Below are 18,712 nucleotides of genomic sequence, written 5' to 3'. Positions count from 1 at the left end.
ATGATCTTTGTCTGGAAACTCAGATCATGGACAGGGTCCTCCCCATATCGCTAGACCTAGACCACTACGAATCCCCCCGATGGTCAAAACACGAGAGGTGCCCGTGACCATTATCGGTCACGGGCACCTTCCGTCGTGCGCCGCGGTCCACGGAATGTGCGCAACTGACCGGCGGATATCGCGTCAGCGGCCGATCTTGTCCAGTTCGGTGAGGTCGTCGGCGGAGAGCGCGAGCCCCGCGCCGGCGACGTTCTCCCGCAGGTGCGCCACCGACGAGGTGCCGGGGATCAGGAGGATGTTCGGCGACCGGTGCAGCAGCCAGGCCAGGGCGACCGACATCGGCGTCGCGCCCAGCCGGGCGGCCACGGTCGACAGCGCCGAGGACTGCAGCGGGCTGAAGCCGCCGAGCGGGAAGAACGGCACGTAGGCTACGCCCTGCTCGGCGAGCCGGTCGATCAGGTCGTCGTCCTGGCGGTACGCCAGGTTGTAGAGGTTCTGTACGCACACGATCGGCGCGATCGCCTGCGCCTCGGTCACCTGATCCGGCGTCACGTTGCTCACCCCGAGGTGCCGGATCAGGCCCTCCCGCTGAAGGTCGACGAGCGTCTCGAACGGCTCGGCGAGTGGGCCGGGTTCGGTTCCCACGGCGCTGCCGAGCCGGAGGTTGACCAGGTCGAGCGCCTCGACTCCGAGGTGGTCGAGGTTCTCCTGGACGGCCCGGCGCAGCTGCTCCGGCGCTCGGGCCGGGGGCCAGCCGCCCTGCCGGTCGCGGGTCGCGCCGACCTTGGTCACGATGTGCAGCGCGTCGGGGTACGGGTGCAGCGCCTCCCGGATCAGCTGGTTGGTGACGTGCGGCCCGTAGGCGTCGCTGGTGTCGATGTGGGTGATGCCCAGGGCGACGACCTCCCTGAGCACGGCGAGCGCACCGGCGGGGTCGGCGGGCGGCCCCATCACCCCGGGGCCGGCGAGCTGCATGGCGCCGTAGCCGAGCCGGGTGACGGTCAGATCGCCCAGCGTCCAGGTGCCGCCGGGAAGGGACGTGGAGTGCATGTTCGTACCTCGGGCTTTCGGGTTGCTCGTCGGCGCTGGTGCCGGACGGCTACCTGCTCCACTATCGTGGGGTAACTTCCTGGTGGGAAGTAGGCACTTCCGAGTGCGCAACGTACCCCCGGGTGAAGGAGTGATCGATGGCGACGACGGCAGCGCAGAAGAGGGCCTCGACCAAGGCGGATTATGACGCCTTTCTGGCATTGTGTCCCAGTCGCAAGCTGCTCGACCGGATTTCCGACAAGTGGGTGGTGCTGGTGCTGGCCGCGCTGCGCACCGACGGCTCGCACCGGTTCGGCGCCGACTGCGCCGGCGAGCCCCGGCCGATGCGCTACTCGGAGCTGTCCCGTCTGCTGGCCGGCGTCAGCCAGAAGATGCTCACCCAGACGCTGCGCTCCCTGGAACGGGACGGGCTGATCACCCGCACCGTGACGCCGACCGTGCCCGTCACGGTCACCTACGAGCTGACCGACCTCGGCCTCTCCCTGCACGAGATGATGCGCGGCCTCAAGGGCTGGGCCGAGACGCACATGGACGACGTGCTCGCCCACCGCGCGGCGTACGACGCCCGGACCCCCTGACCCGGCGGGGCGCAGAGGCGGCCCGCACCCGCCACCACCCGAGCGCAGGGGGCGGGCCGTACCCGCCACCACCGTCCGGCGGCCCGACGCTCGCCGACTCAGACCTTGTCGAGAAACTCGGTGAGGATCTCGGTGAACCGCTCCGGGGTCTCCAGGTGCGGCAGGTGGCTGGCCCCCTCGATGATCTCCCAACGCGCCCCGGGGACGAGGTCGTGGAAGGGGCGTACCGCGGCGGGGGTGACCTCGTCGTGCTCGCCGCTGACGACCAGGGTGGGCACGTCGATCTGCGGCAGCCGGTCGACCAGCGAGTAGTCGCGCAGCGTGCCGGTGATGTGGAACTCGCTCGGCCCGTTCATCGAGTGGTAGACGGTCGAATCGCCGTTGATCTCCATGAAGGAGGCCATCAGCTCCGGCGGCAGCGGCTTGCACCGGCACACGTGCCGCTGGTAGAAGACCATCATCGCGGCCTTGTACGCGGCGCTGTCGGTGGTGCCGGCAGCCTCGTGGCGGCGCAGCGTCGCGTCCACGCCGGGCGGCAGCGCGGCCCGCAGGACGTCCAGCTCCGGCAGCCAGAGCGGGTACGACGCCGGCGCGTTGGCGATCACCAGGCCGCGCAGCCCGGCGGGCCGGTCCACCGCGTGCGACGCCGCCAGCACCCCGCCCCAGGACTGTCCCAGCAGCACGTACCCGTCGGCGATGCCGAGTTGACGCAGCAGGTTGTCCAGCTCGGCCAGGAACAGCTCCACGGTCCAGAAGTCGGCGCCCCCACGCAGGTGGGTGGAGCCACCGTTGCCGAGCTGGTCGTAGTGCACCACCGGCCAGCCGGACCGGCTCAGCTCGGCCAGGTTCAGCAGGTAGTCGTGGGTGCTGCCGGGGCCGCCGTGCAGCACGACGAGCGGCGGCCGACCGCCGTGCAGCTCCCCCGTCACCCGGTACCAGGTCCGGTGGTCGCCGAACTCGACGGTGCCCTTGGCGGTCGGTGCCAGTGTCATGTCGTCCACTCCAGCTGTCGTCACTGCGAGATCCAGTCCCGTACCACCCCGGCGGTCGTGCCGACCTGACCCTCCATCATGGTGAAGTGGTCGCCGGGCACCTCCCGGAGCGTGTGCGGGGTTTCCCAGGTGGCCCGCCACCCGTCGTCGTCGCTGCCGGCCACGATGGACTCCTGCGGCCGGACGAAGAGCACCGGCGTGTCGATCGCCTCGATCGGGCAGGTGTCCAGCAGCCGGATGTACCGGCCCATCGCCGAGAGCCGGGCGCTGCTGAACTCGCCGAAGGTGTCCTCCTTGGCCAGCAGCGATTCGAGCATGTGGGTGAAGAACGTCGCCGTGGTGCTGCCGGTGGTCAGGTAGGTGTCCAGCAGCACCACCCCGGTCGGGCCGTGGCCCTGCCGCTCCAGCTCACCGGCGGTGGCGTGGGCGAACAGCCCACCGGAGGAGTAGCCGACGATGACGTACGGCCCCTGTTCGGCGATCGGCCGGACCATCTCGGCGAAGACCCGTACCGCCGCGTCGGACGAGGCGGGCAGGCTGTCGTCGCGGCCGAAGCCCGGCACCGGCAGGGTCCACACGTCCCGGGCGCCGCCGAACTCGGCGGTGAACCGGGCGTACTGCTGGTCGCCGCCGAGCGCCATCGGCGAGGGGAAGCAGACGATCGCCGGCCCCTGGTCGCCGCGGGCGAGCCGGCGGGGGGCGGGGATCTCCGGCAGGTCGGCCGGCCCGTCGAAGGTGGGCCGGATGTCGGCCACCGCGTACAGCAGGGACAGGCCCTGCTGCACCCGACCACCCTTGACGGCGGTACGGAACAGCGCGCTCATCGTGTCGGCGGCGGTGTCGGGCGGTCCGGCCCGGTCCTCGGTGGGTGCGGCGGCCAGTTCGGTGCGCAGCAGCGCGGCGAGTTCGGCGACGCTGCCGTGGTCGAAGACCACCCCGGTGGCCAGCCGCAGCCCGGTGGCCTCGTTGAGGGCGTTGCGCAGCTCCATCGCGGTGAGCGAGTCGAAGCCCAGCTCGACGAAGCGCAGCGCCGGGTCGACGTCGTCGGGTCCGCCGTGGCCGAGCACCGTCGCGGCCCGCGCCCGGACCAGCTCGCGCAGCTGCGCCTCCTGGCCGTCGGCGTCGAGCCCGGCGAGGGTACGCCGCAGCGCCGCCGGGTCGGGCCGGGCGCTGCCGGACGCGGTACGCCGGGCCGGGGTGACCAGCGCGCCGAGGATCGGCGGCACCTCCCCCGCCGCCGCGGTGCGCAGGTCGGCCTTGACCGGGACGAGCACCGCGTCGGTACGGACCAGTGCCGCGTCGAGCAGGGCCAACCCCTCCCCGGCCGACATCGGCAGCACTCCGCCCCGGGACATCCGGGCCCGGTCGGTGCCGCCGAGGTCGTCGGCCATCCCGCCGCCGGCCCACGGCCCCCAGGCGAGGGACTGGGCGGGCAGCCCGGCCGACCGCCGGGCGCTGGCCAGCGCGTCGAGGAAGGCGTTCGCCGCCGCGTAGTTGCCCTGGCCCGGCCCGCCGAGCACACCGGCCGCCGAGGAGAAGAGCACGAACGCGGTGAGGTCGGCGTCGCGGGTCAGCTCGTGCAGGTGGGTGGCGGCGTCGACCTTGGGGCGCAGCACCGCGTCGAGGCGGTCCCGGGTCAGTGCCGGGATGATCCCGTCGTCGAGCACCCCGGCGGCGTGCACCACCCCGGTCAGCGGGTGGTCGGCGGGCACCCCGGCGAGCAGCGCGGCGACCGCGTCCCGGTCGGCCAGGTCGCAGGCCGCCACGGTGACCTCGGCCCCGCGGGCGGTGAGGTCTTCGCGCAGCGCGGCCATCCCGTCCGCGTCGGGGCCCCGCCGGCTGGCCAGCAGCAGGTGCCGGACCCCGTACGCGTCGACCAGGTGCCGGGCGACGAGCCGGCCGAGGGTGCCGCCGGCTCCGGTGAGCAGGACGGTGCCGTCGGCGGTGAAGACGCTGCCGGGGGTGCCGTCGGGCGCGGCGGCGGGCACCAGCCGGGCGGCGTGGGCGACGCCCTCGCGGATGACCAGTTGCGGTTCGCCGCCGGCAAGCACGGCCGGGAGGGCCTGCGCCGACTCGTCGTGGTCGTCGAGGTCGACCAGGACGATCCGCCCCGGGTTCTCCGACTGGGCGGACCGGCCGAGGCCCCAGGCCGCCGCGGCGGCGGGTTCGGTGCCCGGGGTGCCCTGCGCGCCGTGGGTGAGCACCAGCAGCCGGGACGCGGCCAACCGCGCGTCGGCCAACCAGGTCTGCATCAGCCCGAGGAGCTGCCCGGTGGTGTGCCGGGCACCGGCGGCGAGGTCCCTCGAGTCGGGTTGGACGCTGGCGACCAGCACCACGTCCGGTGCGGCGTCCCCCGCGTCCAGGGCGGCGGTGAGGGCGCTCAGGTCGGGGTGGGCCTCGGCGACCAGCCCGACCGTGTCGAGCGCGGCGGCCACCTTGAACTCGTCGGCGCCGACGAGCGCCCACCGGCCGGTGGTCGGGGTGGCGGGCAGCGGCACCGGGGTCCAGTCGACCCGGTAGAGGTGCTCCTGCCGGCCGGTACGGGCGGCGGCGAGCTGGCCGGGGTCGATTTCCCGCAACACCAGCGAGTCGACCCGGGCGATCGGGTCACCGGCCTCGTCGGTGAGGGTGAGGGCGACCTCGTCGGGGCTGGCGGGAGTGACGGTGACCCGCAGGGTTGCCGCGCCGGTGGCGTGGACGGTCACCCCGGTCCAGGAGAACGGGACGGCGGGCGCTCCCTCGCCCCGGCTGAGGCCGACGGCGTGCAGGGCCGCGTCGAACAGGGCCGGGTGCAGGTGGAACCGGTCGGCGTCGAGGACGTCGGTGGGGAGCGCGATCTCGGCGTACACCTCGTCACCGTGTCGCCAGGCGGCCCGCAGGCCCTGGAAGACCGGGCCGTAGACCAGACCGGCGTCAGCCATCCGCTCGTAGATCCCGTCGAAGTCGACGGGGGTGGCGGCGGCCGGCGGCCACGGGGCCGACGGGTCGGCCGACGGGCTGGTCGGTGCCGGGGTGAGCAGCCCGGTGGCGTGCCGCGTCCACGGCGCGTCCTGGTGCCGGGAGTAGACGGTGACCGGCCGGCTGCCGTCGTCGCCGGGTGCGCCGACGGCCACCTGCACCTGGACGCCGTCGTCGTCGGGGACGACCAGCGGGGCCTGGAGGGTGAGTTCGGCCAGCCGGCCGCAGCCGACGTGGTCACCGGCGTGGAGGGCGAGTTCGACCAGTCCGGTGCCGGGCAGCACGATCGTGTCGCCCAACGCGTGGTCGGCCAACCACGGGTGGGTACGCCGGGACAGCAGCCCGGTGGCGATCAGCCCGTCGGTGTCGGGCAGGGTGGTGACGGCCGACAGCAGCGGGTGCGCGGCGTCGAGCAGCCCGGCGGCGGTGACGTCCCGGTCGGCTCCGGTGTCCTGCATCCAGTAGTGCTGGTGCTGGAAGGCGTAGGTGGGCAGGTCGACCTGCCGGCCGCCCGGGTGCACCGCCGCCCAGTCCAGGCCGATCCCGCTGATCCACGCCTGGGCCATCCCGGCGGCGTACGCCTCCACCTGGCCCCTGTCGCGCCGTTGCAGCGCAACGGTGACCGCGTCGTCGACGCAGTCGGCGACCATCGCGGTGAGCACACTGTCCGGCCCGATCTCGATGAACCGGGTGACCCCGCGTTCCTTGAGCGCGGCGACCGCGTCGGCGAACCGCACCGTCCCCCGCACCTGACCCTGCCAGTACCCAGCACTACCCAACTCGGCGGCAGAAGCGAGATCACCGGTCGCCGTCGACACCAACGGAACACCCGCCGGATTGGCGACCACCCCGTCGAGGACCCGCCCGTACTCCGCGAGCATCGGATCCATCAGATGCGAATGGAACGCATGCGACACCCGCAACCGGCGCGTCTTCACCTCAAGACGAGCCTCCAGGCCGGCAATCTGCTCCTCCGTGCCCGACACCACCACCGCACGAGGACCGTTCACCGCCGCCACATCGACGCCATCGAGATCCAACTCATCCAGCGACGCCGCGACCGCCAACATCGCCCCACCCGCCGGCAACGCCTGCATCAACCCACCACGCGCCGCCACCACCCGACACGCATCCTCCAGCGACCACACCCCCGCCACATGCGCGGCAGCCAGTTCACCGATCGAATGCCCGGCGACGAAGTCCGGCTTCAGACCCCACGACTCCGCAAGACGGAACAACGCCACCTCCACCGCGAACAACGCCGGCTGCGTCCACCCCGTCTGATCCAACACACCACCCGGATCGGCGAACATCACCTCCCGCAGATCACCACCCAACAACGGCCCGAACGCCGCACACACCTCGTCCAGGGCAGCGGCGAACACCGGGAAGGCATCCGCAAGCTCACGACCCATCCCCACCCGCTGCGCACCCTGACCCGTGAACAACACCGCCGTCCGACCAGCGGTCACCCGACCCGACAGACCGGTGCCGGCGGCCAGGGCCTCCAGGCCGGCGGCGAGGTCGGGGGCGGAGCCGGCGGCGAGGTCGGGGGCGGAGCCGCCGACGACGACAGCCCGGTGGTCCAGGGCGGCCCGGCCGGTGGCGAGGGAGTGCCCGATGTCGACCGGCCGCTCGTCGGTGAGGAAGTCCCGCAGCCGGGTCGCCTGGGCGGTGAGTCCGGCGGTGGAACGGCTGGCCAGCGGCCAGAGCACCACGGCCGGTTCCGGCGTCGACACGGGCGCGGCGACGGGCTGCGGGTACTCCTCGACGATGACGTGGGCGTTGGTGCCGCTGATGCCGAACGAGGAGACCGCCGCCCGACGAGGCCGACCCACCGACGGCCAGTCCACGACCTCGGTGGCCAACCGCACCTCACCCGCAGACCAGTCCACATGCGGACTCGGCGCATCCACATGCAGAGTGCGCGGCACCACCCCATGCCGCATCGCCATCACCATCTTGATAACCCCAGCAACACCCGCAGCAGCCTGCGTATGACCAAGGTTCGACTTCACCGAACCCAACCACAACGGCAACTCCCGACCCCGACCATACGTCGCCAGAATCGCCTGCGCCTCAATCGGATCACCCAACGTCGTACCCGTACCATGCGCCTCCACCACATCCACCTCAGCCGCCGACACCCGCGCATTCGCCAACGCCTGACGAATCACCCGCTGCTGAGACGGACCATTCGGCGCCGTCAAACCATTCGACGCACCATCCTGATTCACCGCCGAACCCCGCACCACACCCAAAACCCGATGCCCATTCCGCACCGCATCCGACAACCGCTCCAACACCAACACACCAACACCCTCAGACCACCCGGTCCCATCAGCACCCGCCGCAAACGGCTTACACCGACCATCCCGCGCCAAACCCTGCTGCCGCGAAAACTCCACAAACGTCTCCGGCGTCGCCATCACCGTCACCCCACCAGCCAACGCCAGATCACACTCACCCGACCGCAACGCCTGACCCGCCAGATGCATCGCCACCAACGACGACGAACACGCCGTGTCCACGGTGACGGCGGGGCCTTCGAGGCCGAGGGTGTAGGCGATCCGGCCGGAGACGACGCTGCCGGCGCTGTGCCCGGTCACGTAGTCGTGGTACATGAGGCCGGCGAAGACGCCGGTGGCGGAGCCGCGTACCGAGGAGGGGTCGATGCCGGCCCGCTCGAACGCCTCCCAGGAGACCTCCAGCAGCTGCCGCTGCTGCGGGTCCATCAGGACGGCCTCCCGGGGCGAGATGCCGAAGAAGGCCGGGTCGAAGCCGGTCGCACCGGGCAGGAACCCGCCCTGGTCGGCGTAGCTCGTGTCGGGGCGGGTGCCGGTCGGGTCGTAGAGGCGGGCCAGGTCCCAACCCCGGTCGGTGGGAAAGCCGTCGACGGCGTCGACCCCGTCGGCGACCAGCCGCCACAGGTCCTCGGGCGAGGACACCCCACCGGGGTAGCGGCAGGCCATCCCGACGATCGCCACCGGCTCGTCACCGACCGCCGTGGTGGCGGTCTCCCGGGCCTGCGGTACGTCGAGGGCACCGGTCAGCTCACGGTGCAGCGACTCGGCGAGGGCCACCGGCGTCGGGTAGTCGAAGATCAGGGTGGCGGGCAGTCGCAGGCCGGCGGCCGTGGACAGGGCGTTGCGCAGTTCGACGGCGGTGAGCGAGTCGAAGCCGAGGCTCTGGAAGGTCCGGTCCGCCTCGACGGCGTCCGGCCCGGCGAGGCCGAGCACGGCGGCGACATGGGTGTGGACCAGGTGCCGGACGGCTCCGGCCCGCTCGTTCTCCGGCAGGATGGCCAGCCAGTCGCTCTGCGGCCGGTCGACGGTCGCGGCGGTGGCGGCGGTGCGCCGGGTCGGGCCGGCCAGGCCACGCAGCACCGGGGGCAGCCGGTCGCCGAGGGTACGCAGGGTGGGCACGTCGAGCCGGGCCGGGACGAGGGTGGCCGGTCCACCGGCGACGGCGGCGTCGAGCAGCGCCAACCCGTCCTCGGTCGTCAGCGGCAGCACCCCGCCCCGGGACATCCGTTCCCGGTCGGCGTCGCCGAGCCGGTCGGTCATCGCCGACCCCGCACCCCACAACCCCCACGCCAACGACACCCCCGGCAGCCCTGCCCTCCGACGGGACACCGCGAGCGCGTCGAGGTAGGCGTTCGCCGCCGCGTAGTTGGCCTGCCCGGGTGCGCCGATCACCCCGGAGAGCGAGGAGAACAGCACGAACGCCGACAGCGGCCGGTCCCGGGTCAGCTCGTCCAGCAGCGCCGCCGCGTCCACCTTGGGGCGCAACACCCCCGATACCCGCGCTGCGGTGAGCGACGACACGATGCCGTCGTCGAGCACACCGGCCGTGTGCACCACCGCCGACAGGTCCGGCGCACCCGCCAGCACGGCGGTCACCTGATCCCGGTCGGCCACGTCGCAGGCGACCAGGTCGACCTGCGCCCCCGCCTCGGACAGCTCCGCGACGAGGTCGCCCGCACCGGCCGCCGCCGGGCCGCTGCGCGACAGCAACAGCAGCCGGGACACACCGTGCGTCGCCACCAGGTGCCGGGCCACCGCCGTGCCGAGCGCGCCGGTCGCGCCGGTGACCAGCACCGTGCCGGTGCCGAAGAGCGGGGTGTCCGGCGTCGTCGGCAGCGTCCGACGCCCGATCCGGGGTACGGCGACGACGCCGTCCCGGACCAGCACCTGCGGGTCTCCGGTGGCCAGGGCCAGCGGCAGTACGTCGTCGAGCCGCTCGGTGTCGGAGTCGACGAGGAGGAACCGGTCGGGGTTCTCCGCCTGCGCGGAGCGGATCAGGCCCCACACCGCCGCCCCGGCCAGGTCGGTCACGTCGTCGCCGACGGCGTGCCGGGTGAGGACGACGAGCGGGGCGGTGGTGGTCGTCTCGGCCAGCCAGCGCTGGGCGATCCCCAGTACCCGGTTCACCTCGGCGTGCACGTCGTCGGTGCCACCGGCGGCCAGCACCACCAGGTCCACCGAGTCGTCGCCGGTCGCGGTCGGGGCGGTGTCGGGGTGCCAGGCCCAGGTGGGGGTGGTTGCCGTCAGGGTGACCCCGACGGGCTGCCAGTCGAGGCCGAAGAGCGCGTCGGCGACGCCGGAGGCGGCGGCGACCTGCACCGGGCGGAACACCAACGACTGCACGGTGGCGACGGGTGCGCCGACCGCGTCGGCGACCGCGATCCGGACGCCGGTGCCGACGGGGGTGAGCCGGACCCGGAGGCTGGTCGCGGCGGTGGCGTGCAGCGCCACGCCCGACCAGGCGAACGGCAGGCCCCGGTGGGAGTCACCGTCGGCGCGGGTGAGGGTGTGCAGGGCGGCGTCGAAGAGCGCCGGGTGCAGGCCGTAGCCGTCGTTGTCCGTACCGTCGGGGAGGTCGACCTCGGCGAAGAGGTCGTCGCCGGCCCGCCAGGCGCGGCGCAGGCCCTGGAAGGTGGGGCCGTAGTCGAGTCCGCCGGTGGCGAGGTCGTCGTAGAGGCCGGCCAGCGGCAGGGCTTCGGCGTCGGCGGGAGGCCACTCGGTGAGGGCGACGCCGGGGGTGTCCCCGGCGGTGAGGACGCCGGTGGCGTGCCGGGTCCACGGCGCGTCGTCCCGGTGGCGGGAGTGCACCTGGACGGCACGCCGGCCGGTCGGGTCGGGCGTCTCGACGGCGACCTGCACCTCGACGCTGCCGCCGTCGGGGACGACGAGCGGCGCGTGCAGGGTCAGCTCGTCGAGCAGGCCGGTGCCGACCTGGTCGCCGGCGTGGATGGCGAGTTCGACCAGACCGGTGCCGGGGAACACGACGGTGCCGCCGACGGCGTGTTCGGCGAGCCACGGGTGGGTGTTCAGCGACCAGCGCCCGGTGAAGACGACGCCGTCGGTGTTGGCCAGCGGTACGGCGGCGTCGAGCAGCGGGTGGGTGGCGGCGAGCAGTCCGGCCCCGACGAGGGCCGGGTCATAGAGCCAGTAGTGCTGGCGTTGGAAGGCGTAGGTGGGCAGGTCGACCTGCCGCGCGGCGGGGTGGATGGCCGACCAGTCGAGGTCGACGCCGGTGGTCCACGCCTGGGCCATCCCGGTGGCGTACCCGGTGACCTCGTCCCGGTCACGGCGCTGCAACGGGACGGTCACCGCGTCGCCGACGCTGTCGGCGACCATCGCGGTGAGCACACTGTCCGGCCCGATCTCCACGAACCGGGTGACCCCGCGTTCCTTGAGCGCGGCGACCGCGTCGGCGAACCGCACCGTCCCCCGCACCTGCCCCTGCCAGTACCCGGCACTACCCAACTCGTCGTCGGTGGCGAGATCACCGGTCGCCGTGGACACCAGCGGAACACCCGCCGGATTGGCGACCACCCCGTCGAGGACCCGCCCGTACTCGGCGAGCATCGGATCCATCAGATGCGAATGGAACGCATGCGACACCCGCAACCGACGCGTCTTGACCTCAAGGGACGACTCCAGGCCGGCGATCTGCTCCTCGGTGCCCGACACCACCACCGCACGGGGACCGTTCACCGCCGCCACATCGATGCCGTCGAGGTCCAACTCACTCAACGGCGCGGCGATGGCGAGCATCGCCCCACCGGCGGGCAACGCCTGCATCAACCCACCACGCGCCGCCACCACCCGACACGCATCCTCGAGAGACCACACCCCGGCGACATGCGCGGCAGCCAGTTCACCGATCGAATGCCCGGCGACGAAGTCCGGCTTCAGACCCCACGACTCCGCAAGACGGAACAACGCCACCTCGACCGCGAACAACGCCGGCTGCGTCCACCCCGTCTGATCCAGAACACCGTCCGGATCGGCGAACATCACCTCCCGCAGATCACCATCGAGCAACGGCCCGAACGCGGCACACACCTCGTCGAGGGCGGCGGCGAAGACCGGGAAGGCGTCCGCAAGCTCACGACCCATGCCGACCCGCTGCGCACCCTGACCGGTGAAGAGGACGGCCGTACGGCCGGTGGTCAGGTGGCCGTGCACGCCCTGGCCGGCGGCGAGCGCGCGGAGACCGGCGACGCCGTCACCGACGGCCACACCCCGGTGTTCCAGGGCCGCCCGGCCGGTGCCGAGGGTCAGGGCCACGTCGGCGGGGTGCAGGTCGGCGTCGGCGAGGAAGTCGGCGAGGCGGGCGGCCTGGGCGGCGAGGCCGGCGGCGGACCGGCCGGACACCGGCCAGAGCGGCACCGACGGCGGGGCGGGGTCGGTGGCCGGCGTGGTCGCGGGGGCCTGTTCCAGGATCAGGTGGGCGTTGGTGCCGCTGATGCCGAACGAGGAGACCGCCGCCCGACGAGGCCGACCCACCGACGGCCAGTCCACGACCTCGGTGGCCAACCGCACCTCACCCGCAGACCAGTCCACATGCGGACTCGGCGCATCCACATGCAGAGTGCGCGGCACCACCCCATGCCGCATCGCCATCACCATCTTGATAACCCCAGCAACACCCGCAGCAGCCTGCGTATGACCAAGGTTCGACTTCACCGAACCCAACCACAACGGCAACTCCCGACCCCGACCATACGTCGCCAGAATCGCCTGCGCCTCAATCGGATCACCCAACGTCGTACCCGTACCATGCGCCTCCACCACATCCACCTCAGCCGCCGACACCCGCGCATTCGCCAACGCCTGACGAATCACCCGCTGCTGAGACGGACCATTCGGCGCCGTCAAACCATTCGACGCACCATCCTGATTCACCGCCGAACCCCGCACCACACCCAAAACCCGATGCCCATTCCGCACCGCATCCGACAACCGCTCCAACACCAACACACCAACACCCTCAGACCACCCGGTCCCATCAGCACCCGCCGCAAACGGCTTACACCGACCATCCCGCGCCAAACCCTGCTGCCGCGAAAACTCCACAAACGTCTCCGGCGTCGCCATCACCGTCACCCCACCAGCCAACGCCAGATCACACTCACCCGACCGCAACGCCTGACCCGCCAGATGCATCGCCACCAACGACGACGAACACGCCGTGTCGACCGACACCGCCGGCCCCTCCAGCCCGAACGTGTACGCCACCCGGCCGGTGACGATGCTGCCGGAGCTGTGCCCCGAGACGTAGTCGTGGTACATCACCCCGGCGAACACGCCGGTGGACGAGCCGCGCAGGGTGCCCGGGTCGATGCCGGCCCGCTCGAACGCCTCCCAGGAGACCTCCAGCAGCAGCCGCTGCTGCGGGTCCATGATCACCGCTTCGCGGGGTGAGATGCCGAAGAAGACCGGGTCGAACTCGGCGGCGTCGGTGAGGAACCCGCCCTTGTCCACGTACGTGGTCTCGGGGCGGGTGCCGGTCGGGTCGTAGAGCCGGGCCAGGTCCCAACCCCGGTCGGTGGGGAAGCCGTCGACGGCGTCGACACCGTCGGCGACCAGCCGCCACAGGTCCTCCGGGGAGGTGATGCCGCCGGGGTAGCGGCAGGCCATCCCGACGATCGCCACCGGCTCGTCCGCGACGGCCGTGCCGGTGACCGCCCGGGTCGTGTCGGCGCTGTCCGGGCCACCGATCTCGTTGAGCAGGTGCCGGGCCAGGTCACGCGGCGACGGGTAGTCGAAGATCAGGGTGGCCGGCAGCCGCAGGCCGGTGCTGGCGGAGAGGCCGTTGCGCAGCTCGACGGCGGTGAGCGAGTCGAAACCCAGCTCCTGGAACGCCCGACCGGCGTCGATCCGCTCGGCGGAGGCGTGCCCGAGGACCGCCGCCACCTGACTGAGGACCAGGGCGGTGGCGGCGCGCTCGCGTTCCTCGGTGGGCAGTGCGGCGAGGTCCGCCGCCCAGCCGCTGGTGGCAGCCCCGGCGACGGCACGGGCGGCCGTGCGCCGGGCCGGGCGGACCAGGCCGTGGAACGGCAGCGGCAGGTCGTCGCCGAGGGCGCGCAGGGCGGCCAGGTCGAGCCGCGCCGGCACCGCCGTCGGGTACGGGTTGGCGACGGCGGCGTCGAGCAGGGCCAGCCCGTCGGCGGTGGCCAGCGGCAGCACCCCGCCCCGGGACATCCGCTCCCGGTCGGCGTCGCCGAGCCGGTCGGTCATCGCCGAACCGGCACCCCACAGCCCCCAGGCCAGCGACACCGCCGGTCGGCCGGCGGAGCGTCGTACCACCGCCAGCGCGTCCAGGAACGCGTTCGCCGCCGCGTAGTTGCCCTGCCCGGGAGCACCCAGCACCCCGGACATCGAGGAGAACAGCACGAACGCCGACAGGTCCCGGTCCCGGGTCAGCTCGTCCAGCAGCCACGCCGCGTCCACCTTGGGACGCAGCACCGCCGAGAGCCGCGCGGTCGACAGCGACGACACCACGCCGTCGTCCAGCACGCCCGCCGTGTGCACCACCGCCGACAGGTCCGGATGGCCGTCGACCAGGGCCGTCAGCTGGGAACGGTCGGCCACGTCGGCGGCGACCAGCTCGACCTGCGCGCCGGCCCCGGTCAGCTCCGCGACGAGGGCGTCGGCGCCCTCGGCGGCGGGGCCACGTCGGGACACCAGCAGCAACCGGGACACCCCGTGCGTCGCCACCAGGTGCCGGGCCACCGCCGTGCCGAGCGCACCGGTCGCGCCGGTGACCAGCACGGTGCCCGTGCCGAAGAGCGGGGCGTCCGGGGTGGACGGGGCGACGACCTGGCGGGTGAGCCGGGGCACCGAGACCACACCGTCGCGGACCCGCACCTGCGGTTCGCCGGTCGCCAGGGCCACGGCGAGCGCCGACGTCACGTCCCCGGTCGGGTCGGCGTCGGTGTCGACCAGCAGCAACCGGTCCGGGTTCTCGGCCTGCGCCGAGCGGAGCAGCCCCCACACGGCCGCCCCGGCCAGGTCGGTCACGTCGTCACCGACGGCGCGTCGGGTGAGCACCACCAGCCGGTGGGTGTCCGGGCCGGCCAGCCACTCCTGCACCAGCCCGAGCACCCGGTTCACCTCGTCGTGCACCGCCTCCGGGCCGGCGACGTCCCCGCCGACCCCGGCGGCCAGCACCCGCAGGTCGCCGGCGGCGTCCGGGGCGGTCGGGCCGACGGCGGGCACCGGCCCGCTGGCAGCCGGGTGGTGCGCCCAGCCCGGGGTGGGCACCGTGCCGGGGGTGCCGATCTCCTGCCAGGTGAGGTCGAACAGCGCGTCGGCGACCCCGCCGGGGCGGACCACCTGGACGGGCCGCAGCACCAGCGAGTCGATCGTGGCGACCGGGGCGCCGACCGCGTCGGCGACGGCCACCCGGACCCCGGAGCCGGCCGGGGTGAGCCGGACCCGGACGCCGGCCGCGCCGGTGGCGTGCAGGGTGAGACCCGACCAGGCGAACGGCAGCCCCCGGAAGGTGTCACCGTCGGCGAAGCCGAGGGCGTGCAGGCCGGCGTCGAGCACGGCGGGGTGCAGGCCGAAGCCGTCGGCATCCACCTCCTCGGGAAGGCTCACCTCGGCAGAGAACTCGTCGCCGTGTCGCCAGACCCGGCGCAGCCCCCGGAACACCGGGCCGTAGACCAGGCCGCCGGCGGCGAGGTGGTCGTACAGGTCGTCGGTGGGGACCGGTTCCGCACCGGCGGGCGGCCACTCGGTGAGGGCGGTTCCGGTGGTACGGCGGCCGGTGGCGAGCACCCCGCTGGCGTGCCGGGTCCACGGGGCGTCGGTGTCGGCGCTGCGGGCGTACACCTGGAGGGTGCGGGCCTGTCCGGCGTCGGCCGGGCCGACGACGACCTGGAGCTGGACGGCGCCGCGTTCGGGCAGCACCAGCGGGGTCTCGATGGTCAGGTCGTCGACGGTCTCGGCACCGACCTGCGCGCCGGCGTGTAGGGCGAGGTCGACGTAGCCGGTGCCGGGGAAGACCACCGCGCCGTTGACGGCGTGGTCGGCAAGCCACGGGTGCCGGTCGAGGGAGAGCCGGCCGGTGAGGACTGCGCCGTCGGCGTTGGCGAGGGTGACCGCCGCGCCGAGCAGCGGGTGGTCGGCGGAGTCCAGCCCCATGGCGGTGGCGTCCCCGGGGTCGGCCGGGGCGTCCAGCCAGAAGCGTTGGCGCTGGAAGGCGTAGGTGGGCAGGTCGACCGACCTGCCGCCCGGGTGCACCGCCGCCCAGTCCAGGTCGACGCCGCTGATCCACGCCTGGGCCATCCCGGCGGCGTACGCCGCGACCTGCTCGTGCTTGCGTCGCTGGAGCGGGATCGCCACCGCGTCGTCGACGCAGTCGGCGACCATCGCGGTGAGCACACTGTCCGGCCCGATCTCCACGAACCGGGTGACGCCCCGCGCCGCCAGGGCAGCAACGGCGTCGGCGAACCGGACCGTCCCCCGCACCTGACCCTGCCAGTACCCGGCACCACCCAACTCGGCGTCAGAGGCGAGATCACCGGTCGCGGTGGACACCAACGGGATGGTCGCCGGGCTGGCGGTCACCCCGTCGAGCACCTGCCCGTACTCCGCGAGCATCGGGTCCATCAGGTGCGAATGGAACGCGTGCGACACCCGCAACCGGCGCGTCTTCACCTCAAGACGAGCCTCCAGGCCGGCAATCTGCTCCTCCGTGCCGGAGACAACCACCGCACGGGGGCCGTTGACGGCGGCCACGTCGATGCCGTCGAGGTCCAACTCGTCCAGCGGCGCGGCGATGGCCAGCATCGCCCCACCGGCGGGAAGGGCCTGCATCAGACCACCACGCGCCGCCACCACCCGACACGCGTCTTCGAGAGACCACACGCCCGCAACGTGCGCGGCAGCCAGTTCACCGATCGAATGCCCGGCGACGAAGTCCGGCTTCAGACCCCACGACTCCGCAAGACGGAACAACGCCACCTCCACCGCGAACAACGCCGGCTGCGTCCACCCCGTCCGATCCAGAACACCATCCGGATCGGCGAACATCACCTCCCGCAGATCACCACCCAACAACGGCCCGAACGCCGCACACACCTCGTCCAGGGCAGCGGCGAACACCGGGAAGGCATCCGCCAACTCACGACCCATCCCCACCCGCTGCGCACCCTGACCCGTGAACAACACCGCCGTCCGACCGGACACCACCTGGCCGGACAGGCCGCCACCGGCGGCCAGGGTCTCCAGGCCGGCCACGTCACCGCCGAGCACCACGCCCCGGTACGCCGAGACCGCCCGGGTCGTCCCGAGCGAGTACCCGACGTCCACCGGACGCTCGTCGGTCAGGAAGCCCCGCAGCCGGTCCGCCTGCCCGGCCAGCGCCGCCGCCGACCGGCCCGACAACGGCCAGAGCACCGCCGGCGGCTCGACGGCCCCGTCCGGCTCGGCGGTCTCGACCGGTGGGGCCTGCTCCAGGATCACGTGCCCGTTGGTGCCGCTCACGCCGAACGACGACACCCCGCCCCGGCGCGGCTGGCCGTGGTCGGGCCACCGCCGCGCCTCGGTCAGCAGTTGCACGGTGCCGGCCGACCAGTCCACGTGCGTGGAGGGTTCGCCCACGTGCAGGCTCTTGGGCAGGACGCCGTTGCGCAGCGCCATCACCATCTTGATCACGCCGCTGACGGCGGCGGCGGCCTGGGCGTGGCCGATGTTGGACTTGACCGAGCCGAGCCAGAGCGGCCGGTCCGCCGGCCGGTCGTGGCCGTACGTGGCGATCAGCGCCTCGGCCTCGATCGGGTCGCCGAGGGTGGTGCCGGTGCCGTGCGCCTCGATCAGGTCGACGTCGGTGGAGGTGAGACCCGCGTTGGCGAGCGCCTGGAGGATGACCCGCTGCTGGGCCACCCCGTTGGGGGCGGTCAGGCCGTTGGACGCGCCGTCCTGGTTGATCGCGGAACCCCGGATGACGGCGAGGACCCGGTGGCCGTTGCGCTGGGCGTCGGAGAGCCGCTCCAGCAGCAGCATGCCGACGCCCTCGCCCCAGCCGGTGCCGTCGGCGTCCTCGGAGAAGGGCTTGCACCGTCCGTCGGAGGCCAGCCCCCGCTGCCGGCTGAACGCGACGAACGCGCCGGGCGTCGACATCACGGTCACGCCGCCGGCCAACGCCAGGCCGCACTCCCGCTGGCGCAGCGCGTGCGCGGCCAGGTGCAGCGCGACCAGCGACGACGAGCAGGCGGTGTTGATGGTGACGGCCGGCCCCTCCAACCCCAGGCTGTACGCGACCCGCCCGGAGATGACCGCGCCGGAGCTGCCGGTGCTCATGTACGCCTCGACCGGTTCGGGCAGCACGGTGAGCCGGTCCCAGTAGTCCTGGCCGCCGCAGCCGACGAAGACGCCGACCGGCCCGCCGCGCAGCGAGTCGGGGTTGATGCCGGCCCGCTCGCACGCCTCCCAGCTCGCCTCCAGCACCAGTCGCTGCTGCGGGTCCATGGCCAACGCCTCGCGGGGCGAGATGCCGAAGAACTCGGCGTCGAACTCGTCGGCGTCGTGGACGAAGCCGCCCTGCTGGACGTAGCTGCTGCCGGCGGTGGACGGGTCGGCGTCGTAGAGGGCGGCGGTGTCCCAGCCCCGGTCGGTGGGGAAGTCGCCGATGGCGTCGACGCCGTCGGCGACCAGCCGCCACAGGTCCTCGGGCGAGTTGACCCCGCCCGGGTAACGGCAGGCCATGCCGACGATCGCGATCGGATCCTGCTCCTGCGACTCGACCTCGCGCAGCCGCTCCCGGGTGCGGTGCAGATCGGCCGTGACCCGCTTCAGGTATTCGAGGAGCTTCTCTTCGTTCGCCATCCGAACC

4 protein-coding genes are annotated in these 18,712 nt (G+C 73.2%); 1 reads left to right on the top strand and 3 read right to left on the bottom strand.

Annotated elements, in window-relative coordinates; genetic code table 11:
• Nucleotides 1-183: 183 nt before the first annotated feature.
• Nucleotides 184-1,050 (bottom strand): aldo/keto reductase family oxidoreductase, encoded by an 867-nt coding sequence (locus ACIG87_RS24670; protein ID WP_396853565.1) that lies wholly within the window; start codon nucleotides 1,048-1,050, stop codon nucleotides 184-186.
• 137 nt (nucleotides 1,051-1,187) lie between these two features.
• Between ACIG87_RS24670 and ACIG87_RS24665 the strand changes: the two genes are divergently transcribed.
• Nucleotides 1,188-1,628, top strand: coding sequence for a winged helix-turn-helix transcriptional regulator (locus ACIG87_RS24665; protein WP_396853563.1), 441 nt, complete (start codon nucleotides 1,188-1,190; stop codon nucleotides 1,626-1,628).
• Between the two features lie 98 nt (nucleotides 1,629-1,726).
• Here ACIG87_RS24665 and ACIG87_RS24660 read toward each other — a convergent pair whose 3' ends face one another.
• Both ACIG87_RS24660 and ACIG87_RS24655 read right to left on the bottom strand, forming a co-directional pair.
• Entirely contained in the window at nucleotides 1,727-2,629 is a 903-nt protein-coding gene (locus tag ACIG87_RS24660) for a proline iminopeptidase-family hydrolase (RefSeq protein WP_396853562.1), read from the bottom strand.
• An 11-nt stretch (nucleotides 2,630-2,640) separates the two neighbouring features.
• The gene (locus ACIG87_RS24655; protein WP_396853560.1) at nucleotides 2,641-18,705 is read right to left on the bottom strand and encodes an SDR family NAD(P)-dependent oxidoreductase; all 16,065 of its coding nucleotides are present in this window, start codon (nucleotides 18,703-18,705) and stop codon (nucleotides 2,641-2,643) included.
• Between the last annotated feature and the right edge of the window lie 7 nt (nucleotides 18,706-18,712).

The sequence above is a fragment of the Micromonospora sp. NPDC051925 genome (assembly GCF_044548625.1).
Lineage (GTDB): Bacteria > Actinomycetota > Actinomycetes > Mycobacteriales > Micromonosporaceae > Micromonospora.
Note: the sequence above shows the minus strand (reverse complement) of the source record. Positions and strands in the feature narration are given on the sequence as shown.

What these genes read in the sequence shown, in the direction of transcription:
- ACIG87_RS24655 (WP_396853560.1), bottom strand. Translation starts at nt 18,705, where the DNA reads ATGGCGAACGAAGAGAAGCTCCTCGAATACCTGAAGCGGGTCACGGCC.
- ACIG87_RS24665 (WP_396853563.1), top strand. Translation starts at nt 1,188, where the DNA reads ATGGCGACGACGGCAGCGCAGAAGAGGGCCTCGACCAAGGCGGATTAT.
- ACIG87_RS24670 (WP_396853565.1), bottom strand. Translation starts at nt 1,050, where the DNA reads ATGCACTCCACGTCCCTTCCCGGCGGCACCTGGACGCTGGGCGATCTG.